The sequence below is a fragment of the Vibrio sp. YT-17 genome, from assembly GCF_033337375.1.
GTDB lineage: Bacteria > Pseudomonadota > Gammaproteobacteria > Enterobacterales > Vibrionaceae > Vibrio > Vibrio alginolyticus.
Window position 1 is genome coordinate 258018 of record NZ_JAWOQP010000003.1, and the last position, 24182, is coordinate 282199.

Here is a 24182-nt window from a genome sequence, read left to right on the forward strand (position 1 = left end):
GCTTGCTTCACTCAGCATTCCTCCGTTTTCCATAACCGATGAACACGTCGTTTCGGTTCTTACTTTGTATATCTCTTCACTGCCCAGTTCTATTCCCCAAATTTCCCACTACCGATCTCGCTTAACGCTGGCGTGCCAAATGCCAATTTCAAACGCCAGATGATGCCCATTTTCTTGGCTGTACACGCATTACTTCACTCAAACAAAAAATAAGGAAACAATTTTGAATAAACTCATCGTATTCACTGGTGGTTCCGGTGCAGGGAAAACTTCGGTAATCGAACAGCTAAAAACACAAGGCTTTATCTGCGCGCCAGAAACCGGTCGTCACGTGATACAAACGCAGGTTGCCAATCACGGTTCAGCATTACCTTGGAATGACAAACAAGCTTTTCGAGACGAAATGGTGAAGGCAGAAGTGAGCAATTACCGAGCTTTCAATGTCCACCAAGGGAATGTGTTTTTTGATCGCAGTATTGTGGACGTATATGGCTACAGTAAGTTGGAACAACTGCCAATCTCGCATGAGCTCATCACGCATTGCCAGACGCTTCGTTATCATTCTCAAGTGTTCATTTTTCCACCTTGGGCATCGATATTCAGCAATGACGAAGAGCGAAAGCAAGATTTTTCTGAAGCGGTGGCTACGTATCAACAGATGGTCAACGCTTATCACAAATTTGGTTATCAATTGATCGAAGTGCCCAAAATGTCAGTCGAAGACAGAGTAGCGTTTATTCTCGGCTCAGTTATCGAACAAGGCTAAAAGATGATTGATGCAAACAAATGCGTAAGGCGATTGTGAGCACGACAACAATATGCGTAAAGGGAGTTATTTATACTGGATAAAATTCAATAACTTAATTGAGTGTTATGTCTTTTAAATATCTTACCTTATTGCTCGCAACGACGAGCATGAGCAGCTTTGCTGATGTAGGCCTGCCTTCGGGGGATTATTGGTTAAACCATGTGACGAATGGCCTAGCCCCATATTGGATGATGGAAAGCGCGCATGGACAACCTGCGGGGAATTTTCCGACATTTCGTTGTGATAACGGTGTCATTCTCGACCCAAAAAAGCCGTGTGAAGAATTAAACAAAGGGTGGATTAGCCCGCACTTCGATCGCGAATACACCCGCATGAAATCGCGCCAAACTTACGCTTATGGCGTGCTTTTTCATCTTACGGGTGACAAGCAAGCATTAGAGCTGGCAAAGAAAGGTGCTTATTACCTGATTGATCATCTACAAGATGAGAAAAACGGCGGCTTCGTGAGCTTTACGCGTAGTGGAAAACCGGGGATGGAGTGGCAACAGCGAACTTCTCAAGACCAAGCTTACGCTTTGGTGGGCTTGGCGATGTACTACTACTTGACGCAAGATCCAAAGGTTGAACAAGCACTTATCGACCAGCAAGCGTTTATATTTAAACAATACCGACGAAGCGATGATCGCGGTCTGGCGTGGGTTTTGAAAGATGGTGATGGGGAAAGTGAGAAGCAGCAAGAGTTAGTCGCTCAACTTGACCAAATTAATGGCTACCTGTTGTTAACGGCGCCACTTTTACCAGAACCAGCGCAAGCCAAGTGGAAGCAAGATCTGCAATGGCTGACGCAAGTGATGATAGATAACTACCATTCCGTCAAAGAGCAGCGCTTTTATGGCGCGATACACCACAAAGCGGTAATGATGCCAGATGCGAAACACAATGATTTTGGACACACCATCAAGGCGTATTGGATGACGTATCTGACAGGTCAGTTGTTGGAAAATTCAAAGTGGACAGAGTTTGGTTTCAAAGGAATGAAACACACGCTTAAACAAGCGCAATACCAGCAAAACTTTGAGCAAGTCAAAGCGCTCTTCTCTCCAGAATGGCAGGGTAAATGGACGCAAGAGAGCATTCCTGCTTGGCAATCAAGACCGCACAAGCATTACAGCTCGTCTTGGGAATGGGCAGAGCTCGATCAAGCGGCAATGACAGTTTCCCTTATTGATGGTTCGATGAAAGAAACGCTTCAATACACGTTACCCACTTTTATGGACGTATGGGTGGATCATCAGTACGGAGGTGTTGGTCTAAGCCCTAAATCAACCAAAGCGTTCCATTGGGGAAATGGTTACCACCAGTTTGAACATGCGTTGGTCGGGTATTTGTACGCGCAACAAATGGCAAAACAGCCCGCCAAGCTTTACTACGCGCGACCAGCAGAGAGCAAAATGCCACTTAATCCATATTACTTTAGCGCAGACGTAAAATCGTTGTCGTCACAAAGTGATGGAGTCACCATCGCGACATTCACCAATATTCGACCTTAGGTTGGTCGATGGTGATGTGTTGGTTAAAGTCCGCGTAAAAGCCAATAAAATCCTCCGACAGCAAGTGCGACTATTAGCTATCTAGGTCTGTCACTAGATAAGCTTCAAGCAATAATGGTGTAGGTAATGCCCACGGGGCGCTTACAAAAAGCCGTCAGAACCACTGGCTTTGACGGCTTTTTATTCTATGACAGGTAGAGGCTTCAATTTTCAGCGCGATAGGTCCATGAAAACTTAAGTGAGATTCCAATCACGTCGCATAATCTCACTAGTGTCATTGGAAATAAATGAATTGTTTCTGATACATAGAACGTATTAACATGGTTGCACTGGGCCCATATGAGTAAACTTATTGAATATACAATTTGAGAGAGAGGGGTTAGTTTTAAAAAATAACAGTTAGTTGGAATCTAGGTTAAATGAAAATAAAACTATTTAAAAAGCTACAAGTTGTATTTCTTGTGGTGTCAGCATCTTTAATGGTGGGGTGTTCGTCTATAGATGCGCATGCTGGTGGCGGATACGGAAAGCCGTTTTCAGGCACCGCGTTATCAGTCGCACGACAACCTTGCTATTTAAGAGCTGATATTACTTCTATCGCGTTATACCCACTATCATTGATTGACATTCCTTTGTCGTTAGCAACGGACGTTGTGTTTCTTCCTGTTGATTTAGTCATGGTAGTTACGCCAACAACGAGTTATGGCGGTGTTGTTTCTCTAGGTTGTCCAAGCGGAAGCATGATCTAAAACGCTTATTTTATTCAAATAAATGGAAGGAAATGAAAGTGGAATTAAAAAATAACTATTCAGAATCAGAAATAAACCAGCCACCATCGGTACTTCTTGTTACGTCTCTGTTGTGTCTGGCGTCCGTTTGTTGGGCTGCATTGCTGTTGGCCATTGAATATATTGTTGGGATAGAAATGAGTGGTACAGGCTTTCTTAGCACGTTAATCCCAGCCATGAGTGTTGGTTATTACTTCGGCTACAAGACTGGAGATGTAATGCCATCAAAAACAAGATGGTATGCTGTTTTACTGTGGACTTTAGCAAGTTTGGTAGTGTTCTCTCTTATCTTAATGTCGTTAGATATTTCTCCGTTTTATTTATTATCTGAGCTCGGTGGGGTAAGTATTTTTATTGCTATCATAATGCTAATAACGATTGGCATCGCCTACTTAATTTTAAAAAGTGGTGAGAAAATGGCGATTAGAGTATTACTCAAAGCCAAGGAAAGTCAGTAGATAAAATACAACAAACGATTCAATTAGGATCATGACAAGACGTCAGCCATAATGTGCTGGCGTTTTAGTTTCCTGTTTGTAGGATTTTTTGTCTAAAAGGCAAACCCATTTATTGTGTTGTAGTTTGAGTTAATGGTTTATGCCTTGTGCGCAAGATTGCTTAGCAGGTTTATGTATCGAGAAACGTGTGTATAATTCGCCACGAATTACGATTTATAGATATGAAAGGTAAGTATGGCAGTCCTCGAAATTCTCTCCATTCCAGACCCAAGGCTTAAAGTAAAAGCAGAAAAAGTCACTGATGTATCGACAGTACAAACGCTGATAGACGATATGCTAGAAACACTTTACGCAACGGGCAATGGTATCGGTTTAGCTTCAACCCAAGTAGGCAGAAAAGAGGCGGTTGTTGTCATCGATATCTCTGACGAACGCAATGATCCTTTAATCTTGGTTAACCCAGAAGTGGTGAGCGGAGAAAACAAAGCACTTGGTCAAGAAGGGTGCCTATCTGTTCCTGAGTACTACGCAGATGTAGAGCGTTACACGTCAGTTGTTGTTTCTGCACTAGACCGTGATGGCAACCCGATTACAATCGAGAGCGATGAGTTCTTGGCGATTGTGATGCAGCACGAAATTGATCACCTATCTGGTAACTTGTTCATTGATTACCTTTCACCGCTGAAGCAAAAAATGGCGATGAAAAAAGTGAAGAAGTACGTAAAAGCGAAAGCTAAGTAATATGAGAGGAAGTAACCCTCCATGTCGAGTTACTTCCTTTTAAATTAAGAATAGGACGGTAGTGAGCGCGGTTTATCTCTGCTTTTGGGGGACATAACGCTTTACGACCTTCATAAGCCTTTGAAATGAAGAACAGTCCATATGTGACTCATGAGGGCAGGTGGCAACATGGTTTAGGCTGTCTCGCACCGCTTTCAAACGTTTTATTTGCTCATCAATCTCAAGTGCCTTTTTCGTTAGTAAGTCACGATCGATATATGGCTTTGAAACTTCTGATTGATTCAACATTTCTGCCATTTCGTTAAGCGATATTCCAGCGATACGCCCCAAACTAATTAAATTGAGTGTATTGAGTACCTCTGGTGAATATTGGCGTCTCAATCCATTCCTTCCTATCGAGCGAATTAACCCCAGCTGTTCGTAGTACCTGAGCGTTGAAGTCGGCAATCCTGATGTTCTAACCACTTCTGCAATATCCATATTATTCCCCATTGACTTCAAGTTGGCTTTAAGTTGTAGCATGCAACTAAGACCTTAACAAATCAAAAACTTGAGGAGAGAAAAATGCTGCTTTTAATGGGATTGCAAGCGGTGCTAATAGGGATTGGTGCCACTTTGATAATGGATTTATGGGCATGGTTACAAAGGAGAGTGTTTGGTATTCCTTCATTAAACTATGCGTTGGTTGCGCGCTGGGTTTTGTACATGCCCCAAGGAAAGCTTATGCATGCGCCAATTATGGCGTCAGAGGCGATGCCGGGAGAAAAGTCACTGGGCTGGTTTTTTCATTATGCCATCGGCGTTACTTTCGCTTTGGCTCACGTTACTGTTTTTGGTCATCATTGGTTGGTAGAGCCCAGTCTAATGCCCAGCTTAATTACAGGCGTGGTAACGTTGATCTTCCCATTTTTGGTCATTCAACCTTGTCTAGGATTTGGTTTTGCTGCGAGTAAAACCCCAACACCTTGGAAAGCCCGTTTTCTTAGCACATTGGCGCATTTGGGTTATGGTTTGGGTTTATTCATAGCCGGGTTTGCAATCAAAGTTACGAGCCAGTATTTTTGCATAGAGAGCATGAGCATCATGCAAACGAGTAGTTTTTATCTATGATGCTCAACTCTTGGTTGTTTTTTGCGCTTTGATCATAGTTGACCGATATGTCTAAAGTCTGTTGCATTTATCCAAGACGTAAAGTCGGCGGACATTTAACATAGCCTTAACGTCAGAATGGCAAGCGGTTTACCAAGAAAAACTAAAATTATCTGGTTTGACATAAAGAATATTAAGGGTTTCAGATGGCTTCAAAAGTGGCAGGGATATCAATACTGAGTTTATTGGCAGCGCCAGTTGCGATGGGAGAAACAGCCAGTGCTTATGATTTATGCTTGTTAGACAAAATAAAGCAAAGCAAAGGTGAGGAAACCATAAAGAGCATTCGCGGGCAGTGTGAGCTTGACACAGTAACCAGCACAGTGCCCGCTGATCCAGAAATTGAAGAGCCTGAAGAACTTCAGGAAAGTTTGGTCGACAAGCGTTTGGAATCAGAACGAGAAAACGCGTTCGAACCGTTTAGTCTGGTCGCGCATCGCGTTAACTATATTCTTCCGTTTACATACAGTGATCGTGTAAATAAACGCGCGTATGCCGACACCAAATACGGCGATGAACTGCGTAAGGAAGAGGCGGAGTTCCAAATCAGTTTTAAAGTACCAATGAACTATGATGACTTGTTGTTTGATGGCGATGGTCTGTTTTTTGGAATGACTCTTAAATCATTTTGGCAGGTATACACGGGTGCAGCATCTCGTCCATTCCGTGAAACCAATTATCGTCCAGAGCTTTTTTACTACACCCCAACAGACTGGAAACCACTTGATGGTTCGACTTGGTTAGGTTTTGGTATTGAACATGAGTCTAACGGTCAGAGACAGGAGCTATCGCGCAGTTGGAACCGTGTCTATGCCAACTTAACCTTTGCAAAAGACAATTTTGCGGTTTCTATCCAGCCTTGGTGGCGTATACCTGAAGATGAAAAGACATCGCCTAATGATCCCAAAGGTGATGATAACCCGGATATCGAAGACTATATGGGACACTTTGAGCTATCGAGTGCTTACAAGTGGAATGGTTACGAGTTTACCTTTTTAGGTCGCCAGAACTTTCAAACACATAAGGGTTTTGCAGAACTCGGTGTGTCATTTCCGATTTGGGGCAAAGTTCAGGGGTACGCACAATACTCAGCGGGTTATGGTAAGAGTTTGATCGACTATGATCATAATCAGCAGCGGATTGGTGTTGGTATTGCAATCAACGGTGTTTTGTAGTTTTTCGTAGATGGATAGAAATTAACACTGGCAATTGAAATTTCAATATTTAGAATGCGAGGCTGAAATTGATTTCTAACCTAGAGTGATTTTATGCTTCGTGATTACACCTTCGATTGTCTTGTAACTATGCCTCGCCATGAGCTGGAAGAGTTTAGTGCTCGTATGATCAGTAAAATGGTGCCAGAAGACGTGATGAATGAGCTGTTCACTTTTGATCAAGAAGAAGTGGATAGTGAAGACCGCATGTTGTCTGCACGTCTTGATGCAATGCTACGCATGACAGCAATCGCACTGAGTGAAATTCAACAAGCGTTTGATGACTCAGACAACGCAAAGCAAAATAGCGAGCGAATGACGCGATTGGTGCTTTGGCATTTCTACGCGATCTCATTCCGTTTGGAAGAGGCCATCACGCTAGAAACACACTGTGCTCTAGTGGAAAAACTAATCGAAAATGCACCTTCGGATGTTTTTGCGTGGGTAAAAACATTGACGGAGCTGCTGCACACTTACGCTGAAATCAACGCGAAAGAGAATCCTCAAGACTAAACACCTGTCGTTTATCGTTCAGTAAATTAGAAACAAGGCGAGCCATTTGGTTCGCCTTGTTTTTTCGCGTCAGATAAACCTTCGGGTTTGAAATACCAAACAAGCCTAGACTCAGATTTGTTCGTTCACTAGCGAACGGCGTGATTCCTTCTTACACTAAATCAAGGTGTTTGTTGCTAAACAAGCAAATGCATGACTAAGTCGTGTATTGTTTTCCACTTAAATGCGGATAATTTATGTCGAAGAACCTTCTGGTTTTTAAATTGGAACCGACTATTGAGCGTGTACGCTTTCCAGCTGAGCTTCATCTATCTAAAGGAAGTGAACGATGGATCCGTTAACGCAAGGTTTATTGGGTGCAGCTTTGCCACTGGCCGTGAGCAACAAGCGAAACCTTGCAGTTGTTGGCGTGTTGGGCGTGGTCTCTGGGATGGCTCCGGATTTAGATGTGCTCATCCGTTCTTCAACTGATCCTTTGCTGTATTTGGAATACCATCGCCAATTTACTCACTCGCTCTTGTTTATCCCGTTTGGTAGTTTCATTTGTGCTTTGGTGTTGTATCCATTGTTCGCAAAAAAGCGAGGACTAAGCTTCCGGCAGAGTTGGTTTTACTGCGCGCTTGGTTATAGTACCCATGCGTTATTAGACGCATGCACCAGTTATGGAACACAGCTTCTATGGCCGATAAGCAACACGCGTTATGCTTGGAACACTATTTCGGTAATCGACCCCGCGTTCACACTCCCTATTTTAATATTGCTTTTGTTTGTTGCACTGAAGCGAAGCCCAAACTATGCCCGCATTGCATTTTTATGGTGCCTGGCTTACCTAAGTCTTGGAATGATCCAGCGAGATAGAGCAGAAGTAGCTGGTTGGGAAATCGTCAAAGAGCGACAACACAACGCTATACAATTAAAAGCCAAACCAAGTTTCAGCAATCTTTTGGTTTGGAAACTAATTTATGAAACGGAAGAGAGCTACTATGTAGATGCCGTAAGGGTGGGGCGTTCAATAAAAATTTACCCTGGCGAATCAACTCCAAAGTTAAATATAAAAGAGCAATTTCCGTGGCTAAACCCGCAATCGCAACAAGCAAAAGACATCGAACGTTTCCGTTGGTTTTCAAACGGTTTTGTAGCGAAGGATCCGAATAATGAAATGCGAATTGTTGATATGCGTTATTCCATCGTACCAAATCAAATTAATGCGTTATGGGGCATCAATCTATCCCCAAAAGCCAGCGCAGACGCGCACGTTGAATACACTGCTCATCGAGGAAGTACTGCAGAAGATCGCCAAGTTTTTTTCAACATGCTTACGGATTTTGAGTGATGGCTTTACTTTGGATACCGATGCGGTGTCGTAATAACCATTACGTAGACTGAAAGTCCTTTACTAGGGTCGGCTTGCTAGCGAAGAAAATTTTGCCAAACAGGGACTTGTACTTCCAGCCAAGAGACAAAAGCCGTTTAGCTAAGTTCTTGTTTTCAATGATTGCAACCTCAACACCTTGGTAGTGGTAAGGATTGCTTTTGATGTAGTCGATAAATGCAGTAAGCACGCCTTGCCCGCGAATGGAGGGTGCAAAGTTGACTGCTACAATAGAAAAGCGTTGGCTACCTGCTGGGCAACGGACTAAACAGTGCCCAAGAGGATGAGTAATAGTCTCAGAAAATTCAGGAAAAGGGCGAGACTCAAGCTCTTGAGAAAGCGCATCGTATCGCTGACATAGATAAGAAAATAGTTGTTTCGCTTCGCTGTTCATATCGGTGCCGCTTTTGTGTTGCTTGGTTTAAAGGCATTGATGTCTCAAATATTGTAACCATAGATAGCAACACAAAACGCGGTAAACTTTTTCAGTAATGATTTCCTATTTTTGAAACCTGAATTATTACAAATGAAGCTGATTGGGTTTTATATGGTAGTTGTGAACGAGTGTTTCTAGTTGAAGGGAGAATACGCTGGTTACTGGAATTCCTTTGTTAAAAGACGAGCTGCTTGGTTTAATGCCGCTCGTTTAACTGCGAGTGGCATCTTTTGTATTTCGTCACCTTGTACAGCGACGATGGGACATGATGTGGGATCTTCTACCCTAGCTCTTCATGGTCTAAATTATCTCATTAACCACTCAGAGCTAGATTCTTAGTCTCGCCAAGGCTCGCTGGACTGACACAAAAACATCGTTAAACTCCTGTTATTAAATTATTTGGTCCGCCTTTGCTTACTTTTGAACGCTTAACTAGGCGTTACTCCAAGTGCTTAAATTGCAATGCCACAAGTCGCTGATACAACTCACAGCTTTGCATTAATGATTGGTGGTTACCAACATCGACTAACTCGCCATTGTCGAGCACCGCAATTTTATCCGCATGTTGGATAGTCGAAAGACGATGAGCAATAATCAACGTTGTGCGTCCTTTCATTAGAGCTTCAAGTGCTTGCTGAACGTGATGTTCACTTTCACTATCAAGGGCGCTGGTAGCTTCGTCTAGCAGTAAGATTTTTGGATCTTTTAGAATCGCGCGAGCAATCGCAATGCGCTGCTTTTGTCCGCCCGATAGCCTAACGCCGCGCTCGCCTAAAAAGCTGTGATAGCCTTCGGGAAGCTTCTCAATAAACTCATGGGCATGGGCTTTTTTCGCGGCTTCGATAACTTGTTCATCCGTCGCTTTAGGATTACCGTAGCGAATATTATGGAAAACATCATGGCTAAACAGCGCTGGTTGTTGTGGTACGAGCGCCATTTGACGTCGAAGTTCGTTTGGGTCGAACTGTCGAATATCTTCACCACCAAACAACACTTGCCCTTGCTGTGGGTCATAAAATCGTTGCAGCAGTTCGAATAGTGTTGTTTTACCTGCACCAGAAGGGCCGACTAACGCCAGTACTTTTCCTTGTTCAGCGGTTAGATTTAATTCTTTGATTGCTGGTTGATTTAGGCGAGAAGGGTAGTTGAAACTCACCGAATTAAAGTTAATCTCAGCAGGCATGTCGGAACGGACAGGCAAATGGTTGCTTGGCGCTTTAATATCACTGTCTACTTGAAGGATCTCAATCAGCCGTTCGGTAGCACCTGCGGCTCTTTGCAATTCACCCATGACTTCGGAAATGGTTGCAGTCGATGAGGCAACCATAATGGCATAAAACACAAATGCGGCTAGGTCACCCGCAGACATTTTTCCGTGAATCACATCGCTGCCGCCTACCCAAAGCATGCCTGAAATCGCGCTGAACACAATCACAATAACGCCTGATATCAGGATCGCGCGCTGTTTTACTCTCTGTCTGCCTATTTCATAAGCTTTTTCCACCTCGACAGCGAAAGCCGCTTGTTCATGCGACTCTGAGCTAAAACTTTGCACGGTTTTAATATGTTCTATCGCTTCTCCAGCGTAGCTGCCAACATCAGCCATTGAGTCCTGACTTTGACGAGAGAGCGCACGCACACGTCGTCCATAAAACAAAATTGGTACCAAAACCAAAGGCACAGAAGCAAGCACAATCAGCGTGAGCTTAACGTTGGTAGCGAATAACATAATGATGGCACCAAAGCACATCAAAGCGCTACGCATCGCCATTGAGAACGATGAACCGATAATGCTTTGCAGCAATGTGGTATCGGTAGTCAGGCGCGACATTATGTCGCCACTACTGTTAGTCTCAAAATAGCTCGGATGCAGCGTAATCACATGGTTAAACACCGCAAGGCGAATATCCGCACTAACGCGCTCACCTACGGCAGAGACAAGGTAAAAGCGAAAGAAAGTCCCAATGGCAATACACAATGTGACACCGACAATAAACTGAATCGCATTGGTGAGCTCTTGCAATGATTGCTGAGCAAAGCCTTGGTCGATAAGAATGCGCACTCCATAGCCAACGGATAACGTCAAACTTGCTGTCGCGACAAGGGCAACCAAGGCTGCCGCAACCCGCCATTTATAAGGTGCAATAAAGGTGTTGAGTTTAAGAAGAATGCTGAGATTTTTGTTATTTTTTCTGCTCATGAGTGACTCACAAAGCGTTTTAGGTACCTGGCATAGTAAGCCAGTTTGGTTGGTGAGACCAGCGAACTGCCGCTTTCGGATTAGGAAATTAACTGGGATAACCAATATCGCATGTATATCGAAAATCACTTAAACGTCTAAGAGACTAGAATCAGCTTTTAGTTCGGAGGGGGTTACGCACGGCTTTTGGCGAGTAGCAGGTCGACTTTTCCTTTGGCTGTTTTACTGACCGTTTGCATCAACTGAAAACTTGGTTTTTCGACGCCTGAGTTTTCTATCCCTTCGACCATTAAGAGCCAAAGCTTGGCTGTCATTTGCGCATCGGCTAGTGCTCGGTGGAAAACACCGTCGTTGTCGATATTTTTATAGCGAACAAGTTCACCTAGCTTATGTGATGGGGCTTCTTGAATGAGCCGTCTTGCCACTAGTAAGGAGCAAGCAAACTCACCCGAATAACCACAGTTGATTCGTTCAAGCTCCGCATCTAAAAATCGTTTATCGAAGGACGCGTTGTGAGCGATAAGGTTTTCGCCTGCAATGAACTCACTAAATGACGCCATTACCTCTTCGCAGCTTGGTGCCGATCGCAACATATTGTTGGTAATGCCGGTGTAGTTCTCAATGAAAGAACTCACTCTGAAACCGGGATTCATGAGTTGCTGAAAACTATCGACAACCTCGCCATTGACTAACTTTACTGCACCAATTTCTATTGCGCGATCACCTAAAGTAGGAGAGAGACCTGTGGTTTCAAAGTCGAGTACGACCACAGAGTTTGCTTGAGGCATAAAATTTTCCAGCTGAGTAATATTGCGCAAGAGTATTATCGAAAGCGACAGAAAAAGAAAGGCGAACACAATGGTGAATATCTGTCTATCTTTACTCCACAAAGTCAGTGTTCGTCGTCCACTGTTTATGGACAGGTACGTTCTGGCTTACCCATCGCGGCTTGTGCGGTAGCCTTATATTTCAAATGTTTTTCGGCTTTTCGATTCATTTCAATTAAGCATTAACTTTCGATACAACATACTGATTATAAATTGATTTTATAAATCAACTTCGGCATCATTCACGGCTTGATTTTGAGGATGAATATCATCACAGCAAAAAATTAGAACAACTTATAATGCGAGGCTAGGGAACGATGGAACCAATGAAGAATCATTATTTAGAGATACCTGAAGAAAGAAAATTGCGTATTTTTCGTGAAGAAGATGAAGATTTCTACAGCTTCTGGGAAAGAATGCTTGATGAAAAACAATCTTTTTATAAGCAACCTCTTAAAAGAATGAAAGGCGATGCTTGGGATTCGCTTCAGGCATTTTTTACTGCTTCAAAATATGGACAACATCAGGCCTCGCCAGCTTATATAAAAAGAGCGCTTGAGTTATTGAATAACGTCTACTTACTGGCCAATCATTCAGAGCAAGTTGTTGAATTCTCCGTTGGGCACCGACATTTTTCGGAAGTAGGTAACCGTTCTATTGCAGGGGGAACGATGGATGCTTGGTTGGATGAAATCTGTTTAGCGATGGCCGCGAGAGATTGGCGCTGCGTAGAGCTGATGACCATCATGGATGAGTCGTTAGTGCGTTTAAAAGATCCTTTCGATGTTGCGCTGGTCGAGTTTGTTAACGGTGTATTTAGCAATTCATCAGCATTACCTGAGTTATTGCAAACGGTGATGGAGAAATCTTCTCCGCAATACTTAGAATCAACCAGAGTGCCATATGTACACTCTTTGTTTATTCCATTTGTGAATGTGTTTGTTGCCATTATCGATGGCGATGAGGCACATTATCAAGAGGCACTGAGGGATGCGTTAGAGGCGCATTACCAGTTCTACATAAATGAAGATGTTCGCTATTCGCCAAAAGGAAATGTTTCTCTGAAACTGACTGGTCTTGCTGCATTAGCATACGATAAGTATGGCTGGACGATTCCAGAAGCCGCATATTTACCTAAATGGCTTGTTTACGGTGAGCATGATCTTTGTTCTAAATAAATCATTAATAGAACACCTTATGCAGTGTCTGAAGCAATGCCGTTCGATGAAAGGTTGGCTCAGCTGCGGGCTCTGTTTGAGCGAACAAAACAAATCTACAAGATCATTGGGCTTTGTTGCGTAATTCGATGGAACTAAATCAGGAAGTTACGATCTGATCGGCTACATCAGTTAATCATCGTAGCCTTATGCCGAAACCTTGTTACAAAACAACTAACTGGACACAGGCGGCTTTTCGATTCATTTCAATTAAGCATTAACTTTCGATACAACATACTGATTATAAATTGATTTTATAAATCAACTTCGGCATCATTCACGGCTTGATTTTGAGGATGAATATCATCACAGCAAAAAATTAGAACAACTTATAATGCGAGGCTAGGGAACGATGGAACCAATGAAGAATCATTATTTAGAGATACCTGAAGAAAGAAAATTGCGTATTTTTCGTGAAGAAGATGAAGATTTCTACAGCTTCTGGGAAAGAATGCTTGATGAAAAACAATCTTTTTATAAGCAACCTCTTAAAAGAATGAAAGGCGATGCTTGGGATTCGCTTCAGGCATTTTTTACTGCTTCAAAATATGGACAACATCAGGCCTCGCCAGCTTATATAAAAAGAGCGCTTGAGTTATTGAATAACGTCTACTTACTGGCCAATCATTCAGAGCAAGTTGTTGAATTCTCCGTTGGGCACCGACATTTTTCGGAAGTAGGTAACCGTTCTGTTGCAGGGGGAACGATGGATGCTTGGTTGGATGAAATCTGTTTAACGATGGCCGCGAGAGATTGGCGCGGCGTAGAGCTGATGACCATCATGGATGAGTCGTTAGTGCGTTTAAAAGATCCATTCGATGTTGCGCTAGTCGAGTTCGTTAACGGTGTATTTAGCAATTCATCAGCGTTACCTGAGTTATTGCAAACTGTGATGGAGAAATCCTCCCCGCAATACTTAGAATCAACCAGAGTGCCCTATGTACATTCTTTGTTTATTCCATTTGTGAATGTGTTTGTTGCCATTATCGATGGCGATGAGGCGCATTATCAAGAAGCACTGAGAGATGCGTTAGAGGCGCATTACCAGTTCTACATGAATGAAGATGTTCGTTATTCGCCAAAAGGGAATGTTTCTTTGAAACTGATTGGTCTTGCTGCATTGGCATACGATAAGTATGGCTGGACAATTCCAGAAACCGCATATTTGCCGAAATGGCTCGTTTACGGTGAACAGGATCTTTGTTCTAAATAAATCATTAATAGAACACCTTATGTAGTGTCTGCAGCAATGCCGTTCGGCAGCACCTCGAGCAAACATGTTGCACCTTATCCTGCCATTTAGCTGCGAAGAGTTGAAAGAACTCCAACACACGTTTGCCACGGAAAAGGGCATTTGGTTTGGTAACCCGCAAGTCACGGTACATCCAAATCAATCGATTGTTGAATGGTATATTGGTGACTACCTGCTCAATCTTGGTGATGACGAATTAAGGTCGTTTTTCAATCAGTTACTCGGTAAGAAGGCATAAACTTATCAATATGCGAGCTTACTAACACGCCATACGCGACACTTCATGTATTCTTAATTGAAGCGAAGAAGAGGATTTATCAATGTCAAAAAGCTCCAAACTTCACAATGAAGACAAACTGGTTAAGAAGGCACTAGAGATTGGTGGGAAGATGGCGAAGCTACAAGGCTTTGACCTTCCTCAGTCACCACAACCTCTAAGAGTAAAAGCGATTTACCTATTCTTGGTTGATGCCAAACAGATCACCCCATTACCGGAAAGCAAGCTAGACGGCGCAAGCATCAAACACCGACTGGCAGTCTGGATACACAGTGCATTGCCAGACAACGACCCTCTAAAGTAGAAAACCTCATAAGTCATATAGGTCATTAATTAACAAGGCGAGCCAAATGGTTCGCCTTGTTTGATCTTGGCGAGTGCACCGAGGTCTTCTAATGTTTCGTTATCATTGATTTACAAAACAGCATCAAAAGGGCTAAAGATAAAGCCAGAGAAGCGCTACAATGCTCGCGTTGCAAGAGTGCAACCAAGAATACTCATTTACAGAAGCCTTGAAGTAACCATACATGTCTAAAGATTTCGAATTCACTACAGAATACACACTCGACAAGCCATTTTTTGCTGAGTGTTATGATCAAACTAGCCAGCCAGTTAAGTTCCCGCAAGCGTATTTGAAAGGGATCCTCTTTCTAATTTTTGGTGTGGTTTTATTGGAGTTTGAACTGCTACCTAACGGTTACGTCGGTTGGTTCTTTATCGTATTGAGTGTGATTGAAGCGTGCAGCGTTTACTTCAAAAGAACTTGGTGGCTGTGGCGTCAAACCATCAGCTCAAGCCGCGGCAGTAAAGTGGTGTTTGAAGTGAATGCAGATGGCGTGCGCTACAAAAGCGGTAAAGTTGACCGCAGCCTCGCTTGGAATGAAATCGACCAACTCGAACAAACTGATTTGGGCTTTATCCTTCACCTTGGTAAACAACGCCAATACATCAGCAAATCTTGCTTAAACGAAGAAGTGATCGCGTTTATGGTAGAGCAGCACGCGGCATCAAAAGCGAGCTAACCAGCTCATATCAAGCTGGAATGAGCGTTCTAAAAAGTAGGTGATATATGATCGAACATTGTAGCAATTATATCGTCGATTCTGAATCAATTGGGTTTGATGTAGAAAGCTAATAAGGCTTAGAGGTTTCTCTTTCGGACATACTGCTTCGGTGTCATGCGCGCAATCTGCTTACACTCTCTAGTCATGTGTGCTTGATCGGAAAAGCCTTGCTCCAGCGCCAATTCCGATAAAGTAAGATCGGGTTGCGCTCGGAGTTGCTCTAAAGTGTGCTTCACTCGTTTAATGCGTTGGTAATGTTTAGGAGTAATCCCCAACCATTTCTGAAAATTGCGCTCTCTCTGGCGCTGACTGATGGTCCCTGTAGGTTGTTCAATAATGTGGCCGACATACTGCGGTTCATATTCCTCAATCAGTGTTTGAACCCAGCGATATAACGTAGAAATCCTTGCATATGGCGAACGAGCTGTTTGCAGAGACTCAAATGTTGCTAGTGCAGAAGAAGCCAAAGGGTGGTCGTCTTGAATCCGCAATAGCTGTTCTAGACGTTTACCAAATAGTTGATAACCAACAGCAGGATGAAAGCGTACGCCAGTCATCACCGCGCCTGGCGGTAGGCAGACCTGATGTGCCAGAATGCTTATAGGCAGTAGGACAACCCCCGGCGTCTGCCACTCACCATCTATTTGTACTTCATTCTGTAAAATGAATACCACACCTGTACCAGCATCACTGAGTAATTGTTTACGTACGGTTTGCGTCGTATCAGGTTTGACGGATGCTGACCAAATGGCTTGAACATAGCCAGCTAAAGCCTTTTGAGGTTTTAAAATATCAAATTCTAAGTTCAAATGAATCATCCTATTTAACCTCAACTTAAATGAGAAAGTGATACACATGTACTTTTCATCCTATTAAGTTGAGGTATAAGCAGTGGCTTACAAGTAAGAACCGTCAAATAGAATTATCGAGGTTTATAGACTCCAACCTTTGGCTTAAATGCCTTAACTATTCGGTTCCAACTATTGATCGCGTTGATCGCAATTGTTAGGTTGACCATAGCTTCTTCTCCAAAGGTATTCAAGGTCAGCTGATAGCTATCATCATCTACTGGTAGGCCAGCAGTTAGTAATTCAGCCCAACCTAGTGCAACGTGTTCTGCATCGCTGTAGAATGGCATATCTTTCCATGCACTAAGCCCCCATATGCGTTCCGGCTTTTCACCTAACTTAAGCGCATCTTTACTATGCATGTCGATACAAAATGCACATTGATTGATTTGCGATATGCGTAACTTAACCAGTTCCCATATGATCATGTTCATAGTTTCTGATTGGCTAAATTGTTCATGGAAGTAAGCTTCCTGAGCGTATAGGATTTCTATTGCTTTTGGCGCTACTTCAATATAGTTGAGTCGTTTTTTCATGGTCATTCTCCTCTGTTTTTTACATAGTAAAAAACGCTCTTAGCAAAAGATTGAAGATTTTCGACATGCACTCAATAAAGTTAGATAAAAGAGTGAACGACGAAAGCGAAAAGTGTACCTATTGGAAACCAAGAAAACTTATGCCAATTAACAAAGTATTGCTCTAAATAATGCGACTTAAGGTTGGCGTCTATTTTTACTCCACCACCTTCCGTAAACGAGCAAAAGGTGCTGAGTTACCTATATACACGCCAGCCGCAACGATAAAGACGCCTAAAACATTTTCCCATTGAGCCTGCTCACCAGAAATGAACGAAATCAGTAGAGTGAATACCGGCATAATATTAAATAATGGAGACATTTTATCTGGACCAAGAACGATAGCACCTTTCATCCAAAAGTAATAAGCGATCAAAGTGCCAAACAGGCTCATGTACGCTATTAGTGATAGGTCTTTAAATGTTATGGCATTTAAGCTACGGCTAAAGTCGCCGTGGTACATCGCTATAGCGACCATTTGAATGGCACCAATACTTAACACCCAACGTAACTGCTGAGTTACTGGGATATGAGATGTTAAACGCTTCGCTAGAATTGTGTATAAACACCCACTAATTAAAGCAAATAACATGTATAGATCACCAATATTACTATTGCTGCTAATAGAATGAATATTTCCCCCTGTAATGACGATTACCACTCCACAAAAACTGATTAGTGCACCTAAAATAGTTTTAACCGAAATGGAAGTTTTGAGAATAAAGCCCGACAACAAGATAGTGACAAGTGGTAGATTTGCCTGAACAACCGCTGCGTTAACTGGGGTAGTAAAGCTCATTGCAGAGAAAATAGAGAAGTTTTGGATAGTTACACCCACGGTTGCTATAACAAACAACGACAACATACTTTTTCGTGTGAGTTTGGCTCCATATGGAGAGCGTTTAGTTCCTCTTATCAGTAAGAGTATTAAAGCTGCAACGGAAAATCGTAACGTCGCTGAATCCAAAGGAGAGACATCGCTATTAATAGCCTTTATTACGTTAAAGTTACTAGACCAAAAAAAGATAGCGACAACAACACCGCACCAAATTGATAAATGCTTAGACATAGATCTTCCTGATAAAAATTAACTTGACGCGATAATGCTATATATTTCATATTTGATTTTTAATAGCCAAATTTAAGAGGGTTAATCCCAAATATGGAACGTCACTCTTTGGATGACCTTTTGTTATTCGTTTCTGTTGCTCGCTATCAAAGCCTAACACAAGCATCTGAGCGTCTTAATGTCCCGTTAGCCACGCTAAGCCGGAAGTTAAAAAGGCTGGAAATAAACTTAAATTGCAGACTATTTAATCGCAGTGCACACCACTTTGCGTTAACAACTGATGGCGAAAAATATTATCAACTCTGTGAGCCGTTACTTCTTAGCTTAAATAATGTGACATCGAGAATTGCGACTGAGCGTCAGTCTTTAAGCGGAACGATCAAAATATCAGCGCCAATTAACATGACACAGATGTGGTTAAAGCGGTGCGTTTATGAATTTGCAGAGCAACATCCGAAGATATGTATCGATTTAGATGTACAGAATGAAAAAATCAATCTTGTATCTAACCGTGTCGATGTTAGTTTTCGTCTTGGTGATCTTATTGAACAAGACTGGATTGCTCAGAAATTATGGTCGATTCCATTTGCGCTTTGTGCATCACGAAGCTATTTAGAACAACACCAACCGATTACCCATCCAGAACAACTTGTTCATCATCGCCTAATTACGGTAAACAACGACAGCCAATGGAAATTAGTTAATCAAATCACCAATGAAACATTTGATCATCCGCTAAAGTTTCAATTCACTTCAAATGATGTACTGCTAGTTAGAGACGCCGTCATCCATGGTTTAGGAATTGCGTGGATTCCAACCTATTACTTTCATGAGCTAAATCATGATCAACATAACCTGCTGCCTTTGTTGCCAGAATGGCAATGCTCGGGTAAAGAAGTATTCATTATGTATCGAGACCGCGATAAAAGGCCTGCAAGAGTTGATGCATTTATTGAACATGTCTTAAATTGGAAAAATCGCATTCAAATGTTTGCTTGAAAGAGGTTTATCACATTGTGCTGTGCCGGTAACCTCAAGTGAAGCTTCATGACTCTGCTTCAATTGAGTTCATTTATTTAACCTCTAAAAGAATCATGAATACATAGGCAGTTAATGGGATTCGAGTTTACAAGTGATTCGGTCAGCTAAAACTCAAGCTAAGTAGAAAGTATTTGCAGTTGTATTTGCCTCTGAAAATCGTTTAGAGCTTTCTCATCCGCGAGGTTCTATAAGAAATTATTAAGGATATATTTGTGTGTGATTTCGTGAAAAAAATTATTGTAGGTTTACTTTTCAGTGCTTCGTCTTTTGCTTCCTTAAGTCAATATGTTCCAGCAATGAATGATAAGAACGGTTATGTAGAACCATTTCAGATGTTTGATAATGTCTATTATGTAGGAGACAAGTGGGTCTCATCATATGCCATTGCTACAGACGACGGACTTGTTATCATTGATACGCTTGACTTCCCTTACTCTGAGTGGATACCTATCAACCTAGAGAAGCTAGGGCTAAAAGATAAGCCAATAACGCACATATTGGTAACTCATGGGCATTCTGACCACGTTGGGGGCGCCCAGTTACTTCAAGAGAAGTATGGTTCCAAAGTCGTGATGACCAAAAGCGCTCATGAACTATCTATACAGCAATCAAACAAAAGCGAAGGTGAGAACAAGTTCCTTCCTCCAAATTTAGACATAGAGATAAAAAGCGATAGCTCTATGGCTATTGGTGGACATGAGTTTAAGTTCTATCTCACACCTGGCCACACGGAAGGTGATTATTCCTTAGACTTCACTGTTGAAGATAATGGCGAACAATATCGTGCTTTTATCGTTGGTGGGCATAGCGTAAGTAGCAATGATCCAGAAGTTATTGGCCAGTTCCTGACTAGCATGGAGAAAATTAGAAAAATTTCACTACAGGCACCTATTGTGAACGTTAACCTTTCGAACCATCCACATAAAAATTTCCTTTTTGAAAATAGGAAGAAGCTCGGTACAAGCGGTAACCCGTTTATCAGTGAGGCAAACTTCTTCATGTTCCTTAAGCAACAAGAAGATTTAGCTAAGGGAAAACTAGAAGAACTATAATACCGTGGTATACGAGCAGCCTTCGTTATTAGGTTAGAGATTTGCTCTTGAGTTATAGCTAAGGCTTTGATGAGTTGCTCAATCAAGATTCGACACTTGTGGTAGCTATATTGTTTGTAGGTTCTAGTGGCAAAGGCGCTGTGCGTAAACATTCGTATTGTGTGCCTTAAACATTTGCAAGGCGTTACGTGCTTTCTAGAAAAGTCTCAAAATAGCGTACAATTAGCGTTTTGACACAGCGGAAATCATCATGGCCAAAACTGTTCAGCAGCAAATCGGAAACATTGCTCTAGTCGTTGAAAATTACGACGATGCTATCGAATTCTATACTCAAAAACTTCAATTCACTCTGGTTGAAGATACCAACCTAGGTGGTGGTAAACGCTGGGTTCAAGTTTCTCCTCCAAACTCCAATGGTACAAACCTACTTTTAGCTCAAGCGAGTACACCGGAGCAAACGCATGCAGTAGGAAATCAAACAGGTGGTCGTGTTTTCCTGTTTCTGCAAACTAATGATTTTTGGCGTGACTACGAGTTGATGAAGAAAAATGGTGTTGTATTTAATGAAGAGCCTCGTGTAGAAGAATACGGGACAGTGGTGGTGTTCCAAGATCTCTATGGTAATAAATGGGACTTACTGCAACTGAACTAGAAACTACATAGCACCTGCATAGCATAGTGTTCATGAGGAGTTTCCAACAAGCCTTTAAGGCTCTGAGATATTAGTGCTAATTCAAAGGTTCTCAGAAGTTACTGTATTTCTAAATCACTTTTGTGCAAACAATAACTAGCCATCATTCCTTCTCGATGTATCAACAAGTGTTAGGGCGGCACACCAAAAACAAAGGCGAACCAATCGGTTCGCCTTTGTTTATTTAGATTCTACAAAAATTAATCTTCGTAGTTATCGATGCTTGGGCATGAACAGATTAGGTTACGGTCGCCGTATACGTTATCTACGCGGTTTACCGTTGGCCAGTACTTCCAAGATTTGGTCGCTTTAGACGGGAAGCAGCCAATCTCGCGAGAGTAAGGGCGGTCCCAATCTTCAGCTGAAAGATCAACTTGAGTGTGTGGCGCGTTAACAAGTGGGTTGTTATCCAGTGGCCATTCACCGTTTTTCACTTTCTCCATTTCTTCGCGGATAGCGATCATCGCATCACAGAAGCGGTCCAGCTCTTCTAGATCTTCCGATTCCGTTGGCTCAACCATTAGCGTGCCCGCTACAGGGAACGACATAGTTGGTGCGTGGAAACCGTAGTCCATTAGACGCTTCGCGATGTCTTCTTCGCTGATACCTGTTTCTTCTTTCAGCGGACGAATGTCGATAATACATTCGTGCGCTACGCGGCCATTTTTGCCACGGTAAAGAACAGGGTAGTGTTGGCGAAGTGTTTCCATCACGTAGTTTGCGTTCAGAATAGCTACTTTTGTAGCATCTGTTAGGCCAGCTTCGCCCATCATTGCGATGTAAGCCCAAGAGATAGGTAGGATAGAAGCGCTACCCATATCTGCTGCTGATACTGCGAAATCTGCGCCTTCTACACCGTCTTCAATATGCCCTGGTAGGAAAGGAGCTAGGTGAGATTTCACACCGATAGGACCCATACCCGGACCGCCACCACCGTGCGGGATGCAGAAGGTTTTGTGTAGGTTTAGGTGAGAAACGTCTGAACCGATGAAGCCTGGTGATGTTAGACCAACCTGCGCGTTCATGTTAGCGCCGTCTAGGTAAACCTGACCACCAGCGGCATGAACCATTTCACACACTTCTTTCACTTTCTCTTCGTAAACGCCGTGCGTAGAAGGGTAAGTGATCATAATGCTTGATAGGTTGTCTTTGTGTTTCTCGATTTTCGCTGCTAGGTCGTCGATGTCGATGTTGCCTTCTTCATCACACTTAACCACAACCACTTTCATTGACACCATAGATGCTGTCGCAGGGTTAGTACCGTGCGCAGAGCTTGGGATCAAACATACGTTGCGGTGACCTTCGCCACGGCTTTCGTGGTAGCGTTGAATCGCGATAAGACCAGCGTACTCACCCGATGCACCAGAGTTTGGTTGTAGTGAGAATGCGTCATAGCCAGTGATTTCACATAGCTTTTCTTTAAGATCTTTTGCGAGTGCTGCGTAACCAGCTGCTTGTTCTGCTGGTGCGAACGGGTGGATCGAACCAAACTCAGGCCAAGTTACTGGAATCATCTCTGCTGCTGCGTTCAGCTTCATCGTACAGCTGCCCAGTGGGATCATGCCGTGCGTGAGTGAGAAGTCTTTGTTCTCTAGCTGTTTTAGGTAACGCATCATCTGTGTTTCGCTGTGGTGCGTGTTAAACACAGGGTGTGTTAGATATTCTGTTGTGCGGCGCAATGCTTCTGGAATGGCTGCAAACTCGTTGCCTGCGATTTCAGTTGATAGTGCTGCGACTTCTTCTTTCACACCGAATACTGCGAATAGGGCTTCTACATCTGCCACGGTTGTGGTTTCGTCGAAGCTCACACCTAGCTGAGTACCCAACTTACGTAGGTTGATGTCTGCGGCTAGTGCTTTCGCGTATAGGTCTTCAGTTTGTGCACCTGTGTTGATAGTGATGGTGTCGAAGAAGCTGTTGTGAGCAAGCTCGAAGCCGCCTTTAGTTAGGCCAGCGGCTAGGATGGCTGTCATGTGGTGCGTACGACGAGCAATCGTGCGTAGACCTTCTGCGCCGTGGTAAACCGCGTAGAAAGACGCCATGTTCGCTAGCAGTGCTTGAGCAGTACAGATGTTTGAAGTCGCTTTTTCACGACGGATGTGCTGTTCACGCGTTTGCATTGCCATACGCAGTGCTTGGTTACCGTTGGTATCGATAGAAACACCGATAACACGCCCAGGCATTGTACGCTTGTGCTTATCACGAGTTGCCATGAAAGCAGCGTGTGGACCGCCGTAACCCATCGGCACGCCAAAACGTTGTGCTGAACCGATTGCTACGTCTGCGCCCATTTCACCTGCAGGTTTAAGTAGGGTAGAAGCAAGAAGGTCCGTTGCTACAGTCACTAGTGTTTTGTTTGCTTGCGCTTTAGCGATGATGTCCGTTAGGTCACGAACTTCACCTGTTGTACTTGGGTATTGAACTAGTGCACCGAACACGTCTTGCTCTGGTAGTGATTCTAAAGAACCAACCAAGACTTCAAAGCCGATGAATTTCGCACGAGTTTTTACCACTTCGATGGTTTGTGGGTGAACGTCGTCAGCAACGAAGAATACGTTGCTCTTGCTTTTACCCGCACGCTTACAAAGTGTCATCGCTTCTGCTGCTGCCGTTGCTTCATCGAGCAATGACGCGTTCGCGATTTCCATACCAGTAAGATCCATCACCATTTGTTGGTAGTTTAGAAGTGCTTCTAAACGACCTTGTGAGATCTCTGGTTGGTAAGGGGTGTAAGCAGTGTACCAGCCCGGGTTTTCCATCACGTTGCGTAGAATCACATTCGGCGTGAAGGTGTTGTAGTAACCCTGACCAATGAATGTACGTTTAACTTGGTTCTGATCGGCGAACTTACGCATTGCTGCCAGCATGTCTGCTTCGCTTTTCGCTTCTGCCAAGCTCATTGGTTGCTCTAGGCGAATTTGTGCTGGTACGGTTTCGTCGATAAGCGAATCTAGGCTAACTGCGTTGATCGCTTCCAACATTTTCTGTTGGTCAGATTTGTTTGGTCCATTGTGGCGAGCAACGAACTCGTTTTGTGTGCTGAGGCTTTGAAGTAATTCAGTCATTGTCCTTTACCTAC

The 24182-nt window shown here is 43.1% G+C and carries 24 protein-coding genes and 2 pseudogenes; 18 read left to right on the plus strand and 8 right to left on the minus strand.

Going from position 1 to position 24182, the window contains the following annotated elements; translation table 11 throughout:
• The first annotated feature begins 223 nt into the window (after positions 1-223).
• The 5 genes from R7F67_RS04950 to def all read left to right on the plus strand — a co-directional run bounded on the left by R7F67_RS04950 (position 224) and on the right by def (position 4306).
• Positions 224-766 carry an AAA family ATPase gene (locus tag R7F67_RS04950; RefSeq protein WP_199267655.1) on the plus strand — a complete coding sequence of 181 codons (543 nt, stop codon included), beginning with the start codon at positions 224-226 and terminating at the stop codon, positions 764-766.
• A 107-nt stretch (positions 767-873) separates the two neighbouring features.
• Positions 874-2319, plus strand: a complete 1446-nt coding sequence (locus R7F67_RS04955; RefSeq protein ID WP_258672062.1) for an AGE family epimerase/isomerase — start codon at positions 874-876, stop codon at positions 2317-2319.
• 419 nt (positions 2320-2738) lie between these two features.
• The gene (locus R7F67_RS04960) at positions 2739-3068 is read left to right on the plus strand and encodes a YceK/YidQ family lipoprotein (RefSeq protein WP_017820979.1); all 330 of its coding nucleotides are present in this window, start codon (positions 2739-2741) and stop codon (positions 3066-3068) included.
• Positions 3069-3100: 32 nt separating this feature from the next.
• Entirely contained in the window at positions 3101-3565 is a 465-nt protein-coding gene (locus tag R7F67_RS04965; protein ID WP_017635325.1) for an ABZJ_00895 family protein, read from the plus strand.
• A gap of 234 nt (positions 3566-3799) precedes the next feature.
• On the plus strand, positions 3800-4306 hold the full coding sequence (gene def / locus R7F67_RS04970; protein ID WP_017635324.1) for a peptide deformylase: 507 nt from the start codon (positions 3800-3802) through the stop codon (positions 4304-4306).
• A gap of 72 nt (positions 4307-4378) precedes the next feature.
• Here def and R7F67_RS04975 read toward each other — a convergent pair whose 3' ends face one another.
• On the minus strand, positions 4379-4786 hold the full coding sequence (locus tag R7F67_RS04975; protein ID WP_213965843.1) for a helix-turn-helix domain-containing protein: 408 nt from the start codon (positions 4784-4786) through the stop codon (positions 4379-4381).
• A gap of 84 nt (positions 4787-4870) precedes the next feature.
• Between R7F67_RS04975 and R7F67_RS04980 the strand changes: the two genes are divergently transcribed.
• The 4 genes from R7F67_RS04980 (at position 4871) to R7F67_RS04995 (ending at position 8515) form a co-directional block, all read left to right on the plus strand.
• The gene (locus R7F67_RS04980; protein ID WP_258475603.1) at positions 4871-5416 is read left to right on the plus strand and encodes a DUF2938 domain-containing protein; all 546 of its coding nucleotides are present in this window, start codon (positions 4871-4873) and stop codon (positions 5414-5416) included.
• 185 nt (positions 5417-5601) lie between these two features.
• Positions 5602-6630, plus strand: coding sequence for a phospholipase A (locus R7F67_RS04985; RefSeq protein ID WP_213867688.1), 1029 nt, complete (start codon positions 5602-5604; stop codon positions 6628-6630).
• 93 nt (positions 6631-6723) lie between these two features.
• Positions 6724-7182, plus strand: coding sequence for a hypothetical protein (locus tag R7F67_RS04990; protein WP_005388759.1), 459 nt, complete (start codon positions 6724-6726; stop codon positions 7180-7182).
• A gap of 328 nt (positions 7183-7510) precedes the next feature.
• Positions 7511-8515 (plus strand): metal-dependent hydrolase, encoded by a 1005-nt coding sequence (locus R7F67_RS04995; protein WP_086047432.1) that lies wholly within the window; start codon positions 7511-7513, stop codon positions 8513-8515.
• Positions 8516-8555: 40 nt separating this feature from the next.
• Here R7F67_RS04995 and R7F67_RS05000 read toward each other — a convergent pair whose 3' ends face one another.
• The 3 genes from R7F67_RS05000 to R7F67_RS05010 form a co-directional block, all read right to left on the minus strand.
• A complete protein-coding gene (locus R7F67_RS05000; protein ID WP_086047431.1) occupies positions 8556-8948 on the minus strand; it encodes a hypothetical protein in 393 nt (130 codons plus the stop codon).
• A gap of 481 nt (positions 8949-9429) precedes the next feature.
• Entirely contained in the window at positions 9430-11190 is a 1761-nt protein-coding gene (locus tag R7F67_RS05005) for an ABC transporter ATP-binding protein/permease (protein ID WP_017820975.1), read from the minus strand.
• Positions 11191-11363: 173 nt separating this feature from the next.
• Positions 11364-11978 (minus strand): PolC-type DNA polymerase III, encoded by a 615-nt coding sequence (locus R7F67_RS05010; RefSeq protein ID WP_005376459.1) that lies wholly within the window; start codon positions 11976-11978, stop codon positions 11364-11366.
• A gap of 356 nt (positions 11979-12334) precedes the next feature.
• Between R7F67_RS05010 and R7F67_RS05015 the strand changes: the two genes are divergently transcribed.
• The 6 genes and pseudogenes from R7F67_RS05015 to R7F67_RS05040 all read left to right on the plus strand — a co-directional run bounded on the left by R7F67_RS05015 (position 12335) and on the right by R7F67_RS05040 (position 15785).
• Entirely contained in the window at positions 12335-13195 is an 861-nt protein-coding gene (locus tag R7F67_RS05015; protein ID WP_054577849.1) for an immunity 49 family protein, read from the plus strand.
• Positions 13196-13303, plus strand: a pseudogene (locus R7F67_RS05020) (threonine aldolase); the annotation flags it as partial.
• Between the two features lie 283 nt (positions 13304-13586).
• Positions 13587-14447 carry an immunity 49 family protein gene (locus R7F67_RS05025; protein WP_318057061.1) on the plus strand — a complete coding sequence of 287 codons (861 nt, stop codon included), beginning with the start codon at positions 13587-13589 and terminating at the stop codon, positions 14445-14447.
• Positions 14448-14499: 52 nt separating this feature from the next.
• Positions 14500-14724 (plus strand): annotated as a pseudogene (locus R7F67_RS05030) (Low-specificity L-threonine aldolase); the annotation flags it as partial.
• Positions 14725-14806: 82 nt separating this feature from the next.
• Positions 14807-15067, plus strand: coding sequence for a DUF5062 family protein (locus R7F67_RS05035; RefSeq protein ID WP_005376453.1), 261 nt, complete (start codon positions 14807-14809; stop codon positions 15065-15067).
• Positions 15068-15290: 223 nt separating this feature from the next.
• Positions 15291-15785: a YcxB family protein gene (locus R7F67_RS05040; RefSeq protein ID WP_005388773.1), complete on the plus strand. Its 495-nt coding sequence runs from the start codon at positions 15291-15293 to the stop codon at positions 15783-15785.
• Between the two features lie 119 nt (positions 15786-15904).
• Here the strand turns inward: R7F67_RS05040 and R7F67_RS05045 are convergent, their stop codons facing one another.
• The 3 genes from R7F67_RS05045 to R7F67_RS05055 all read right to left on the minus strand — a co-directional run bounded on the left by R7F67_RS05045 (position 15905) and on the right by R7F67_RS05055 (position 18319).
• Entirely contained in the window at positions 15905-16645 is a 741-nt protein-coding gene (locus R7F67_RS05045; RefSeq protein WP_196363361.1) for a helix-turn-helix domain-containing protein, read from the minus strand.
• Between the two features lie 104 nt (positions 16646-16749).
• Positions 16750-17211 carry a carboxymuconolactone decarboxylase family protein gene (locus tag R7F67_RS05050; RefSeq protein WP_047104117.1) on the minus strand — a complete coding sequence of 154 codons (462 nt, stop codon included), beginning with the start codon at positions 17209-17211 and terminating at the stop codon, positions 16750-16752.
• A 196-nt stretch (positions 17212-17407) separates the two neighbouring features.
• The gene (locus R7F67_RS05055) at positions 17408-18319 is read right to left on the minus strand and encodes a DMT family transporter (protein ID WP_047104114.1); all 912 of its coding nucleotides are present in this window, start codon (positions 18317-18319) and stop codon (positions 17408-17410) included.
• 93 nt (positions 18320-18412) lie between these two features.
• Between R7F67_RS05055 and R7F67_RS05060 the strand changes: the two genes are divergently transcribed.
• From R7F67_RS05060 to R7F67_RS05070, 3 genes are all read left to right on the plus strand, one after another.
• A complete protein-coding gene (locus tag R7F67_RS05060; protein WP_033906526.1) occupies positions 18413-19318 on the plus strand; it encodes a LysR family transcriptional regulator in 906 nt (301 codons plus the stop codon).
• A gap of 266 nt (positions 19319-19584) precedes the next feature.
• Positions 19585-20412 (plus strand): MBL fold metallo-hydrolase, encoded by an 828-nt coding sequence (locus R7F67_RS05065; RefSeq protein WP_225452537.1) that lies wholly within the window; start codon positions 19585-19587, stop codon positions 20410-20412.
• A 250-nt stretch (positions 20413-20662) separates the two neighbouring features.
• The gene (locus R7F67_RS05070; protein ID WP_005388788.1) at positions 20663-21064 is read left to right on the plus strand and encodes a VOC family protein; all 402 of its coding nucleotides are present in this window, start codon (positions 20663-20665) and stop codon (positions 21062-21064) included.
• A 239-nt stretch (positions 21065-21303) separates the two neighbouring features.
• Here the strand turns inward: R7F67_RS05070 and gcvP are convergent, their stop codons facing one another.
• Positions 21304-24168, minus strand: a complete 2865-nt coding sequence (gene gcvP / locus R7F67_RS05075) for an aminomethyl-transferring glycine dehydrogenase (protein ID WP_017820968.1) — start codon at positions 24166-24168, stop codon at positions 21304-21306.
• Between the last annotated feature and the right edge of the window lie 14 nt (positions 24169-24182).